Raw genomic sequence first — 11,046 nt, forward strand, 5'->3', positions numbered from 1 at the left:
CGGGGATCGCTGATCGCCGGCTCCTACAGGTTCAACCTTGGGTACCCGGCGCGCGCCAGGAGTTGACGTACTCGGCCACGTCCACCGCGCCGGCGGCATCGGCCACTTCCAGGGCACGACGGGTGTCGATCATCACTGCCACCTCGTCGATGAAGGTGGCCGGATCCTCCTGGCTCTTCTTCAGCGCCTTGGGGTGTGGCCCATGGGGGAAGCCGCACGGGTGCAGGGTGACCATGCCCTGCTCGATGTTGTCGCGGCTGAAGAAGTTGCCACGGTGGTAGAACAGCACTTCGTCGTAATCGTCGTTGTTGTGGAAGAACGGCACCTTGAGCGCACCGGGATCGGATTCCACCGGCCGTGGGGTGAAGGTGCAGATCACGAAACCATTGGCGACGAAGGTGGTGTGTACCGACGGCGGCAGGTGGTAGCGATGGCTGATCAACGGGCGAATATCGCGCCAGTTCAGGCGCACCACGGTGTTGTCGCCATGCCAGCCGACCACATCCAGCGGGTTGTAGGGGTAGGTCACGGTGCTGATCTGGCCGCGCCGCTTGATGCGGATCTGCCAGGTGTTCTCGTCCTGCTGCGCCTTGAAGGCGTCATCGATATGCGGGTGCTCCAGCACCGCCGCATCGAAGATCGCCTGCGGGCCGAGCAGGCCCTTGTCCGGCAACTGGTAGGCGCCGTCGGTGTTCTCGATCAGCAGGAAGTAGCTCGGCGTGCTGGCCTCGACGCGCCAGGCGGTGCCGCGCGGAATCAGCAGGTAGTCGCCGTCGCGGTACTGCAGATGACCGAAATCGCAGTAGAAATGCCCACTGCCCTCGTGGACGAACAGCAGCTCGTCGCCATCGGCGTTGCGCACCAGATGGCGCATGGCGCCGTGGGTGCGCCAGACGCGCAGCTTGACGTCGGCGTTGTGCAGGGTCAGCGGCGCCGCCAGCGGGCAGTCGCGCTCGCTGGGGATGTCGTTGAAGTTGAACGCGTGCGGGCGCAGCGGGCCTTCCCAGTCGATCCAGCCGGTGGGCAGATGCTTGTGGTGCAGGTGTGCGGTGGGGCCGAAGAAGCCTTCACGACCCATCTCGCGCTCATAGGTGCCCTGCGGCAGGTCGCAATGCGCCTGGCGCGAGCACTCGCCTTCACGCAGGGGAAAGCGAATCCATTGGCGGCTCATGGCATCACTCCTCGGAGATCACACCGCGACGCAGCTGGTCTTCCTCGATCGACTCGAACAGGGCCTTGAAGTTGCCCTCGCCGAAGCCCTGATTGCCCTTGCGCTGGATGATCTCGAAGAAGATCGGGCCGATCACCGTGTTGGTGAAGATCTGCAGCAGGATGCCGTCGTCCCCAGGGGCACCATCGATCAGGATGTTCAGCTCGCGCAAGACATCGGTCGGCTCACCATGGCCGGCGACGCGGGTGTCGACCTTCTCGTAATAGGTGTCCGGCGTGGTCATGAAGTCCACGCCGTTGGCACGCAGTTGGCGCACGGTGGCGTAGATATCGTCGGTGGACAGGGCGATGTGCTGAATGCCCTCACCGTGGTATTCGCGGATGAATTCCTCGATCTGCGACTTGTCGTCGGCTGACTCGTTGATCGGGATGCGGATCTTGCCGCAGGGCGCGGTCATGGCGCGGGAGAACAGGCCGGTGAGCTTGCCTTCGATATCGAAGTAGCGGATCTCGCGAAAATTGGCGATACGCTCGTAGAAACCGGACCAAACGTCCATCTGCCCACGACGCACGTTGTGGGTCAGGTGGTCTATGCATTGCAGGCCGACGGCGTTGTCGTTGGCACTGCGGCCTTCGATGTACTCGAAGTCGACGTCGTAGATGCTCTTGTCGCCGCTCTCGTTGGAATAACGGTCAACCAGATACAGCAGGGAACCGCCGATGCCCTCGACGCAGGGAATGTTCAGCTCGCCGAAGTTGGCGTGGCTGCCCACCAGCTTGGCGCCCTGCTGCTCGACGTAAGCAGCGGCCTGAGCGGCGTTCTTCACCCGGAAGGCCATAGCGCAGGCGCTGGGGCCATGCTTCTCGCCGAAGGCGCGCACGTGGCCGGTGGGGCTGCCGTTGAGTACGATGTTGATGTCGTTCTGCTGGAACAGCCAAACCTCTTTAGAGCGATGCTTGGCGGTCTCGGTAAAACCCATGGCGGTGAACAACTGGCGCAGTTGCTCGATGCCTTCGGCATTCGGTGCGGTAAATTCGACGAACTCGAAACCGTCGGTTCCGATGGGGTTGTGCTGCTCGATCTTGGCCACGGCGGTCATTTAGCCTCCTGATTGTCATTGTTATGGCAGCCGCACGAATGCGTTGCGGACAACCTCATGACAACCGAGCGCAGACGCGCTCTCAAGATGGCTTGAGACACTTAGACACGTTAGCCGCGCTCAGCAGTGGCAAATTTTCCTTACGCCTTTCAGGCAAGGCAGGCAACGCCCTGGCAACCGTAAAATAATCCTTACACGACGGTCAGTCGGCTTGCCACTGTCACTCAGCTTGGGCGTGAGAATGTGTAGGCCCGTTCGACCCTGGCCACGCGAGCTGGGCGTGGCCCTGTTCGAGAAAAGCCGGCGTGGCTACGAACCCAGCGAAACGGCCCGCGCCCTGGCCGAACAGGCCGAGCGCGCCGAGTAGGCACTGGATGCTGCACGGGTAGCGCTGGAACTGGGCAAGCAGGTGATCAGCGGCACGGTACGCCTGACCTGCACCGATGCGGTACTGGGCAGCCTACTGCTGCCGGCACTGGCGCGCTTCATGCCCAGCTACCCGGCGCTGGAGCTGGTGACCTCCAACGACTTCTCCAACGTCAGCCGGCGCGATGCCGACCTGGCCCTGCGCCTGACCAACGAGCCGCCTGAGCACCTGGTCGGCCGCCGTCTGGCCAAGGTGTCCTACGTGGTTTGCGCACGCGACGATGGCCAGGATGGCAGCGACCTGGCGCGGCAGAGCTGGATCGCCCCGGACGAGGCGATGCCGGAGCACGCCACGGCGCTCTGGCGCCTGCGCGAGTTGCCAGGCGTCACCCCCAACTACCGCTGCAGCAGCATGTACGCCGTGGCGCAGCTGGCACGCGCCGGAGTGGGCGTCGCCGCCCTGCCCGACTTCGTGCTGCGCGCCCATCCCGAACTCAAGGCACTCGGCCCGCCGCTGGCCGGCTGCGACACCGAACTCTGGTTGCTGACCCGCCCGGACTGCCGCGCCTTGCGTTCGGTGCAGACGCTGTTCGAGAAATTGAGCGAAGCTCTGATGAGCCATGGCTGAGGTAGAGCGTCGCCGCTGAAGCGCCTCCCACAGAGCGGGGGCAGCCGGTCATTGCAGCAGCGAAACCTTGTGGGAGGGGCTTTAGCCGCGACAGTCCAGGAAGCTGTGTAGCCCAATGCAATCCGGGGACATTGGTTGCGCAAAAGAGCATCGCGACTGAAGCCGCTCCGTAGAAGCGGCTTCAGATCCGTAGGGCGGGTGCAACCCGCCACTCATTTATGGCGGGTTGCACCCGCCCCACAACATTACAGATGCCCAACTGCCCCCGTAGGAGCAGTTTCAGCCGCGAAGAATAGACACCTCAGCCCTGCTGCAAATGCCCGTAGAGCTTGGCGTACAGGCCACCTTCGGCGATCAGCTGCTGGTGGTCGCCATCCTCGGCGACGCTGCCGCCATCGAACACCAGCACGCGGTCGGCCTGTTTCACCGCGCTCAGACGGTGGGCGATGATCAGCGTGGTGCGGCCGTTCAAGAACTGCGCCAGCGCTTCGTGCAAGGCGTACTCGGTGGCTGCATCCAGCGCCGAGGTAGCCTCGTCGAGAATCACCACCTTGGGCTCGGCCAGCACCATGCGGGCGATCGCCAGGCGCTGACGCTGGCCCCCGGACAGGCGCACGCCGCTGCGCCCGACCACGCTGTCCAGGCCCTGCGGCAGCGCCTGGATGGTCGGCGCCAGCTGGGCGATCTCCAGCGCGCGCCAGCAATCCTCGTCGCTGCGCTCACGACCCATGGTCAGGTTGGCACGCACCGTGTCGTTGAACAGTGCCGGGTGCTGCAACACCACAGCGACATTGTCACGCACGCAGTCCAGGCCGATCTCCTCCAGCGCGCTGCCGCCGAAGCGGATGCTGCCAGCCTGTGGCGTATAAAGGCCCAGCAGCAGCTGCACCAGGGTGCTCTTGCCGCCGCCAGAGGCGCCGACTATGGCGACCTTCTCACCCGCGCCGATGGACAGATCGAGACGATCCAGCACTGGCTCCTCGCCATAGCCGAAGGTCAACCCGCGCACCTCAATACCCACCGTGTCGCGCCCCTTGAAAGGGTCGACGCGCCCGTCGTACTGCGGCTCGTCCTTGCGTGCCAGCAGCTCGTTGATCCGCGTCAGCGCGCCACCTGCGGCATAGAAGGCGTACTGCAGGCTGAGCAGCTGCTCGACCGGGCCGATCATGAACCACAGGTAGCTGAACACCGCGAGCATCTGGCCGATCGACAGGTCGGAGAACAGCACGGTGAGCATCGCCGCCGCGCGGAACACATCGATACCGAACTGGAACAGCAGGCCGCTGGCACGGTTGGAGGCATCGCTCTTCCACTGCGAGGCCACGGCGTAGTCACGCACCTCGCGCGCGCGCACGCCGAGGCGGCCAAGGAAGTAGCCCTGGCGATTGCCGGCGCGCACCTCCTGAATCGCCTCCAGGGTCTCGGTCAGCGCCTGGGTGAAGCGCGAGGTGCTGTCGTTCTCCAGCTTCTTCAGGTGCTTGACCTTCTTGCCCAGCAGCACGGTGGCGTAGATCACCAGCGGGTTGAACAGCAGGATCAGCAAGGCCAGTTGCCAGTGCATCCAGATCAGGATGGCCGAGGTGCCGACCAGGGTCAGCACCGCCACCAGAAAGCGGCTGAGGGTCTCGCCGACGAACTTGTCCAGAGTGTCCAGATCGGTGACCAGGTGGGTGGTCACGGTGCCGCTACCCAGGCTCTCGTACTCGCCGAGGGAGATGCGCTTGAGGCGCTCGATCAGGCGCATACGGATACGGTAGACGATGTCTTTCGACAACCTGGCGAACAGCCGCGCCTGCAAGACGTTGAAGATCAGCGCCGAGCCTCGCAGCAGCAGGGTCAGCACCAGCATCAGGCCGATATAGCCGGCTGCCGTTTCCCACTCGGTCGGGAGGAAGTTGTCCATCACCTTGAGCGCCGCGTCTCCGTCATGCAGCAGCACTTCGTCCACCAGCAGCGGCAACAGCAACGGGATCGGCACGCTGCACAGGGTCGCCAGCACGGCGACCAGGTTGGCCAGGATCAGCGCTTTCTTGTGATGCAGGGCCAGGCGACGGATTTCTGCCCAGCTCAACCGATCAGGCATGGGCAGCGCGCTCCAGCCAGCGGCCGAGCAGCGGCGCCAGCACCTCCAGCGGTTGATAGCCGTTGGTCAGCAGCGCCAGCTGGCCGTCGCGCTCCGCCAGCAAAGTAGGGAAGCCGGCGATGCCCAGATCCTGTACCCAGGTGAAGTCGGCAGCAGTCGCCTCCTGCATGGCCTGACTGTCGAAGGCTTCGGCGAACTCGATGCGCGGGATGCCCGCCTGCTCGGCCAGTTGCACCAGCACGCTGGCCTGGGTGACGTCGGCGCCCTCGGTGTAGAAGGCTTGCTGAACTAGTTTGAGCAGCGTCCAGGCGCTGGCAGCATCGAGCTGGCGCGCGGTGACCAGGGCACGGCAGGCTGGCTCGGTGTCGTACACCAGCCCCTCAGGCAGGCCGCGGTCGAAGTCGAACAGCTGCCCGGTACTGGCGTTGACCGCCTGCCAGTAACCCAGATAGCGCACCCGCGCTGCGGCATTTATGGCCAGCTGATCACGACGTAGCCCGCCCGTCACGATCTGCAGTGGTACGCCATCGACAGCCGCCTGCTCGGCCAGTGCTTCGACCACCGGGGCGAAACCCCAGCACCAGGAGCACATCGGGTCCATCACGTAGAGCAGGCGGCTAGCCATGGGTCAGGCCTTGTTCAGTTGGCGGGGGTCGCGGCCAATGGGGTGCGGCTGGTTGCGCGCACGCGCCAGTTCGATCTGCTTCTGCCGCTCGCGGGCGCTTTCACGGGTTTTCTCCGGCAGCGAATCCCAGCAATGCGGACAGCTGACGCCGGGGCTGTAGAACTCGGACTGGCGGTCTTCCACGGAGATCGGTGTGCGGCAGGCGTGACACTGATCGTAGTCGCCCTCGGAGAGGTCATGACGCACGGTCACACGATTATCGAAGACGAAGCAGTCGCCCTGCCACTTGGTCTCTTGCTGCGGTACTTCCTCGAGGTATTTAAGGATGCCGCCCTTGAGGTGATAGACCTCCTCGAACCCCTCGCCGAGCATGTAGCTGGAGGCCTTCTCGCAGCGAATACCGCCGGTGCAGAACATCGCCACCTTCTTGTGTTTGCTCGGGTCGAAGTGGGCCTTGATGTACTCGGGGAACTCGCGGAACGACTTGGTCTTGGGGTCGATGGCGCCCTCGAAGGTACCGATGGCCACCTCATAGTCGTTGCGGGTATCGATCAGCAGCACTTCGGGATCAGAGATCAGGGCGTTCCAGTCCTGCGGCTCGACGTAGGTACCGACGCGCTGGTTGGGGTCGACACCGGGCACGCCGAGGGTGACGATTTCCTTCTTCAGCTTGACCTTGGTGCGATAGAACGGCTGTTCATCGCAATAGGATTCCTTGTGGTCGATATCGGCCAGACGGGCATCCTGGCGGAACCAGGCGAGCAGTGCATCGATGGCGGTGCGGCTACCGGAGACGGTGCCGTTGATGCCCTCTTCGGCGAGCAGCAGGGTGCCCTTGATGCCGTTGTCGAGCAGGGTTTGCAGCAGAGGTTCACGCAGCGCCTGGTAATCTGGCAGGGAGACGAATTTATACAACGCCGCGACGACGATCTTGTCGGTCATGAGGGGTTTCCTTCAGTAGTCGCCCACGTAAAGGGCGGACTGGTGGCACATGAAAAACGCCGGCTCAGCTGGCCGGCGCAGACGCGATTGTAGCAAAGCGTGCAATCGCCGGGGTGGCTTGGCGACAGGACGCGACAGCCTGTCACGTAGCCTGGGTGCAATCCGGGAAATAATCGCTGCCGCGGATTGGGCTACATCAATGACCGCCGCGGCAGGTCGGCGAGGCCGGCGCCACGCCCTGCGCTGCCCACTCCTCGGGGGTGTAGGTGTGCAGGGCCAGGGCATGGATCTGTCCCATCAGCTCGCCCACCGTGGCATAGACCTTCTGATGCCGCTTGACTGCGTTCAGGCCGGCGAACAGTGGACTGACGATCACCGCCTTGTAGTGGGTTTCCAGGCCACGGCTGTGCATATGGCTCTCGTCCAGTACCTCGAGATGCTCGGGCTGCAGGTCAGCGAGGGCAGTGACGATCAGGTCTTGCTTGGACATCTTGGACTCCATCAGGGCTGTTTTGGCAAACCGAGCTCGTTGCTCATGTCGGTCAGCAGCTTGTTCACTTCAGGTACGGCCGCTTCCAGCTTGCTCTGGGTGATCTGCGCGGATTGCGCGGTCAGCGTCGGCATCTTCTGCAGCACCTTCTGCCCCAACGGCGACTCGTAGAAGGCGATCAGGTCCTTGAGCTCCTGCTCGTTGAAGTTGCTGGTGTAGAGCTTGACCATGTCCGGCTTCAGCTTGTCCCAGCCGACGGCCTTGTCCAGCGCGGCATTGGCCTTGGCCTGATAGCTTTCCAGCACGGCCTTCTTGCCATTCGGCGCCTCGGCGAAACGCTGGGCGAACATCTGCTGCACCTGGCCGTACACCGGTACCGTCAGCCTGTCGGCATTGGCCAGTTTGAGAAAACGCTCGGCATCGGCGGCGTGGCTGGCAGCATCGGCCATGGCCAGGGATGCGCTCGCGCTGAGCAGAACGGCGGTGCAGAGTTTGGAAAAACGGAGCATGGAGAGCGTCCAGAGGTTGTGAATGAGTCTGGGTAGACTACGAAGGCGGCATTTTGTGCCCTGCGCGGAAATCCCTCAAGCGATGCGCGTTGTGCGCTGGCTCACACCCGTCATGTTGACCGGCGCACCCACTGGTCAGTTGCCAACTGCCCGAGCTGCCGCTGGAGAGCCACGCCTTCAGCCACTCTCGCCTGCAATTGCGCATCGATGAGCACCCCGGACGCCTGCGCATCACCGCTGCCGCCCCGGATATCGGCGGCCAGCCCCTGCAGGTGGCCCTGGACATTCAGCGCCCTGCCCATCTGCAATCGGTCAACCTGATCGCGCCCTTGCAACATGGCGGCTTTCATGCCACCTGTCGGCAGTCTGCAGTTGGGCGGTAAGCATTACAGCTGCGTGCCGGGCCAGAGCTTCGCCGCACTGGACTTCGGTCGCGGCGCCTGGCCGCTGAACACTTACTGGCAGCGGGCAGCATTCGCTGCAGCGGGCGGCATCGCCGGCAACTTCGGTGCTGGCTGGCTCGATCACAGCGGCCTGTCGAAAAATTCCCTGTGGTTCGGCGGTAAAGTGCAACTGCTCGACAGCCCCCTGCATATCGAGCGCAGTTCACAGGCGCCACTGGCCCCCTGGCGCCTGGACAGCGAAGATGATTGCGTGGCGCTGCGCTTCACGCCCCGCCAACTGCACAAGGTCTGCCCAAACTCGGCCCTTCCACGCCAGCACCGTACAGCGCTTCGGTCATTACCAAGGCGTGCTGCGCGGCCCCAAAGGCGAGCGCGTGCCGGTGGACGGAGCGCTGGGCTGGCCGGGTGATACCCACGCCCGCTGGTAGTCGCCCGTTCACAGGCTCCAATCAACCTTATAGATAAGTTGTGGAACCAGTCTTCGGCGGCACGACCTAAACTGTCAGCAACCTTGCACTTGCCCGGAGAACGCCATGAGCCGCACCGAAACCGACAGCATCGGCCCCATCGAAGTCCCCAACGACGCTTACTGGGGTGCGCAGACCCAGCGCTCGCTGATCAACTTCGCCATCGGCCAGGAGCGCATGCCGCTGGCCGTGCTGCATGCCCTGGCGCTGATCAAGAAAGCCGCCGCACGGGTCAACAGCCGTAGCGGCGAATTGCCGGCGGACATCGCCCGCCTGATCGAGCAGGCCGCCGACGAAGTGCTCGAAGGCAAACATGACACACAGTTCCCCCTGGTGGTGTGGCAGACCGGCAGCGGCACGCAGAGCAACATGAACGTCAACGAGGTGATCGCCGGCCGTGCCAACGAACTGGCCAGCGGTCAACGCGGCGGCAAGAGTCCGGTACACCCCAACGACCACGTCAACCGCGCACAGAGCTCCAACGACTGCTTCCCCACCGCCATGCACATCGCCGCCGTACAGGGCGTGCGCCATCACCTGCTGCCGGCACTGGCCGAGCTGCGTGACGGCCTGCAGGAGCAGGCGCAGCGTCATGCCAACCTGGTCAAGACCGGGCGCACCCACATGATGGACGCCACGCCGATTACTTTCGGCCAGGAGCTGTCGGCCTTCGTCGCTCAACTCGGCCACGCCGAAGCGGCGATTCGTGCCGCCCTGCCCGCCGTCTGCGAACTGGCTCAGGGGGGGACCGCCGTCGGCACCGGTCTCAATGCCCCGGCCGGCTTCGCCGAAGCCATCGCTGCCGAGCTGGCCGCGCTTACTGGCTTGCCACTCACTAGCGCGCCGAACAAATTCGCTGCGCTGTCCGGCCATGAACCTCTCGTACACCTGTCCGGTGCCCTGAAAACCCTGGCCGTGGCGCTGATGAAGCTGGCCAACGACCTGCGCCTGCTTGGTTCGGGCCCGCGTGCCGGCTTCGCCGAGGTGCGCCTGCCGGCCAACGAGCCGGGCAGCTCGATCATGCCCGGCAAGGTCAACCCGACCCAGTGCGAGGCGCTGTCGATGCTCGCCTGTCAGGTGCTGGGCAACGACGCCACCATCGGTTTCGCTGCCAGCCAGGGCCACCTGCAGCTCAACGTGTTCAAGCCAGTGATCATCCATAACCTGCTGCAATCGATCCGCCTGCTCGCCGACGGCTGCCGCAACTTCCAGCAGCACTGCGTAGCCGACCTGCAGCCGGATGCCGTGCAAATGGCCGCGCACCTGGAAAACGGCCTGATGCTGGTGACCGCGCTCAATCCCCATATCGGCTACGACAAGGCCGCGGAGATCGCCAAGAAGGCCTACGCCGAAGGCAGCACCCTACGCCAGGCCGCTCTGCAGCTTGGCTACCTGAACGAAGAGGAATTCGACCAATGGGTACGACCACAGGACATGCTCGGAGCCGGGCGGCATGACTGAAGGCAAAAGCGGCGCTACACCGCTGGAAGGCGATGGCAAACGCATTCTGTTGATTCTCGGCACACCGAAACAGAACAGTTTCTGCCACGCGCTGGCCGAGGCTTACAGCCAGGGCGCGCGCAGCAGAGGCCACGTCGTCCGCCAGTTGAAACTGGGCGAGATGCAGTTCGACCCGATCCTGCGCGACGGCTATGAGCAGAGCCAGAGCCTGGAGCCGGATCTGCTCGAGGCCCAGCGCCTGATCCACTGGGCCGAACATCTGGTGTTCGTCTACCCGGTCTGGTGGGGCGGTGTTCCAGCGCTGCTCAAGGGCTTCTTCGACCGGGTGTTCCTGCCTGGTTTCGCTTTCAAGTACCGCAACCGCTCGCAACTCTGGGACAAGCTGCTCACGGGGCGCAGCGCCGACCTGCTGGTGACCCTGGACACGCCGCGCTGGTACTTCCGCTGGGTCTACGGCGCCCCGGCGCATCGGCAGATGGTGCGCACCATTCTCGGTTTCTGCGGGATCAGGACCCGCCGCCTGGCTGAGTTCGCCCCGGTGCGCCCGTCCAATGAGGAACAGCGCCAAGGCTGGCTGCGCAAGGCCGAAACACTGGGCAGCAAGGCGTAGCCCAATGAGATGGACTCCTCCCTCCTACGGCGTCATTGCGCCAGACTGAAGGTTGTAAAACAAGCAATCCCGGAGGGGGAGCCCGCATGAAACTTAAACGCATAGGCGTGGATTTGGCAAAGCAGGTTTTTCAAGTTCATGGTGTCGACAGCCATGAGCAGGTCAAATGCCGCAAGCAACTCAAACGGCAT

At 64.0% G+C, this 11,046-nt stretch carries 11 protein-coding genes and 2 pseudogenes; 5 read left to right on the top strand and 8 right to left on the bottom strand.

Annotated elements, in window-relative coordinates; all coding sequences use genetic code 11:
- Positions 1–31: 31 nt before the first annotated feature.
- Together PSOLE_RS12710 and hppD are read right to left on the bottom strand one after the other, a co-directional pair.
- Complete coding sequence (locus tag PSOLE_RS12710; RefSeq protein WP_074860720.1) at positions 32–1,171, bottom strand: homogentisate 1,2-dioxygenase; 1,140 nt, start codon at positions 1,169–1,171, stop codon at positions 32–34.
- Between the two features lie 4 nt (positions 1,172–1,175).
- On the bottom strand, positions 1,176–2,270 hold the full coding sequence (gene hppD, locus PSOLE_RS12715) for a 4-hydroxyphenylpyruvate dioxygenase (protein ID WP_003461803.1): 1,095 nt from the start codon (positions 2,268–2,270) through the stop codon (positions 1,176–1,178).
- Positions 2,271–2,481: 211 nt separating this feature from the next.
- On the opposite strand from hppD, the pseudogene PSOLE_RS12720 reads away from it, so the two are divergent.
- Positions 2,482–3,264 (top strand): annotated as a pseudogene (locus PSOLE_RS12720) (LysR family transcriptional regulator).
- Positions 3,265–3,565: 301 nt separating this feature from the next.
- Here PSOLE_RS12720 and PSOLE_RS12725 read toward each other — a convergent pair.
- From PSOLE_RS12725 to PSOLE_RS25270, 6 genes are all read right to left on the bottom strand, one after another.
- A complete protein-coding gene (locus tag PSOLE_RS12725; protein WP_074860722.1) occupies positions 3,566–5,347 on the bottom strand; it encodes an ABC transporter ATP-binding protein in 1,782 nt (593 codons plus the stop codon).
- Positions 5,340–5,972 (bottom strand): DsbA family protein, encoded by a 633-nt coding sequence (locus PSOLE_RS12730; protein ID WP_074860725.1) that lies wholly within the window; start codon positions 5,970–5,972, stop codon positions 5,340–5,342. Before PSOLE_RS12730 ends, PSOLE_RS12725 begins: the two co-directional genes overlap by 8 nt.
- Positions 5,973–5,975: 3 nt before the next feature.
- Entirely contained in the window at positions 5,976–6,914 is a 939-nt protein-coding gene (gene trhO / locus PSOLE_RS12735; protein WP_003461811.1) for an oxygen-dependent tRNA uridine(34) hydroxylase TrhO, read from the bottom strand.
- Between the two features lie 196 nt (positions 6,915–7,110).
- A complete protein-coding gene (locus PSOLE_RS12740; protein WP_003461815.1) occupies positions 7,111–7,404 on the bottom strand; it encodes a BolA family protein in 294 nt (97 codons plus the stop codon).
- An 11-nt stretch (positions 7,405–7,415) separates the two neighbouring features.
- Positions 7,416–7,913 carry a DUF2059 domain-containing protein gene (locus tag PSOLE_RS12745; RefSeq protein ID WP_003461817.1) on the bottom strand — a complete coding sequence of 166 codons (498 nt, stop codon included), beginning with the start codon at positions 7,911–7,913 and terminating at the stop codon, positions 7,416–7,418.
- Between the two features lie 110 nt (positions 7,914–8,023).
- A complete protein-coding gene (locus tag PSOLE_RS25270; RefSeq protein ID WP_455737535.1) occupies positions 8,024–8,263 on the bottom strand; it encodes a hypothetical protein in 240 nt (79 codons plus the stop codon).
- Between PSOLE_RS25270 and PSOLE_RS12750 the strand changes: the two genes are divergently transcribed.
- The 4 genes and pseudogenes from PSOLE_RS12750 to PSOLE_RS23730 all read left to right on the top strand — a co-directional run.
- Positions 8,262–8,726, top strand: coding sequence for a DUF2804 family protein (locus PSOLE_RS12750; protein WP_373855183.1), 465 nt, complete (start codon positions 8,262–8,264; stop codon positions 8,724–8,726). The two genes, PSOLE_RS25270 and PSOLE_RS12750, sit on opposite strands and share 2 nt — an antisense overlap.
- Positions 8,727–8,850: 124 nt before the next feature.
- Complete coding sequence (locus PSOLE_RS12755; RefSeq protein WP_003461837.1) at positions 8,851–10,245, top strand: class II fumarate hydratase; 1,395 nt, start codon at positions 8,851–8,853, stop codon at positions 10,243–10,245.
- A complete protein-coding gene (locus PSOLE_RS12760) occupies positions 10,238–10,855 on the top strand; it encodes an NAD(P)H-dependent oxidoreductase (RefSeq protein ID WP_074860728.1) in 618 nt (205 codons plus the stop codon). Before PSOLE_RS12755 ends, PSOLE_RS12760 begins: the two co-directional genes overlap by 8 nt.
- Before the next feature lie 86 nt (positions 10,856–10,941).
- A pseudogene (locus PSOLE_RS23730) lies at positions 10,942–11,046 on the top strand (IS110 family transposase); the annotation flags it as partial.

The organism is Pseudomonas oleovorans subsp. oleovorans (assembly GCF_002197815.1).
Classification (GTDB): Bacteria; Pseudomonadota; Gammaproteobacteria; order Pseudomonadales; family Pseudomonadaceae; genus Aquipseudomonas; species Aquipseudomonas oleovorans.

Excerpts from the sequence above, each read along its gene's own strand:
- PSOLE_RS12740 (WP_003461815.1), bottom strand. The coding sequence starts at position 7,404 with ATGTCCAAGCAAGACCTGATCGTCACTGCCCTCGCTGACCTGCAGCCC.
- PSOLE_RS12760 (WP_074860728.1), top strand. The coding sequence starts at position 10,238 with ATGACTGAAGGCAAAAGCGGCGCTACACCGCTGGAAGGCGATGGCAAA.
- PSOLE_RS12745 (WP_003461817.1), bottom strand. The coding sequence starts at position 7,913 with ATGCTCCGTTTTTCCAAACTCTGCACCGCCGTTCTGCTCAGCGCGAGC.
- PSOLE_RS12750 (WP_373855183.1), top strand. The coding sequence starts at position 8,262 with ATGCCACCTGTCGGCAGTCTGCAGTTGGGCGGTAAGCATTACAGCTGC.
- PSOLE_RS12725 (WP_074860722.1), bottom strand. The coding sequence starts at position 5,347 with ATGCCTGATCGGTTGAGCTGGGCAGAAATCCGTCGCCTGGCCCTGCAT.
- hppD (WP_003461803.1), bottom strand. The coding sequence starts at position 2,270 with ATGACCGCCGTGGCCAAGATCGAGCAGCACAACCCCATCGGAACCGAC.
- PSOLE_RS12755 (WP_003461837.1), top strand. The coding sequence starts at position 8,851 with ATGAGCCGCACCGAAACCGACAGCATCGGCCCCATCGAAGTCCCCAAC.
- PSOLE_RS25270 (WP_455737535.1), bottom strand. The coding sequence starts at position 8,263 with ATGAAAGCCGCCATGTTGCAAGGGCGCGATCAGGTTGACCGATTGCAG.
- PSOLE_RS12710 (WP_074860720.1), bottom strand. The coding sequence starts at position 1,171 with ATGAGCCGCCAATGGATTCGCTTTCCCCTGCGTGAAGGCGAGTGCTCG.
- trhO (WP_003461811.1), bottom strand. The coding sequence starts at position 6,914 with ATGACCGACAAGATCGTCGTCGCGGCGTTGTATAAATTCGTCTCCCTG.
- PSOLE_RS12730 (WP_074860725.1), bottom strand. The coding sequence starts at position 5,972 with ATGGCTAGCCGCCTGCTCTACGTGATGGACCCGATGTGCTCCTGGTGC.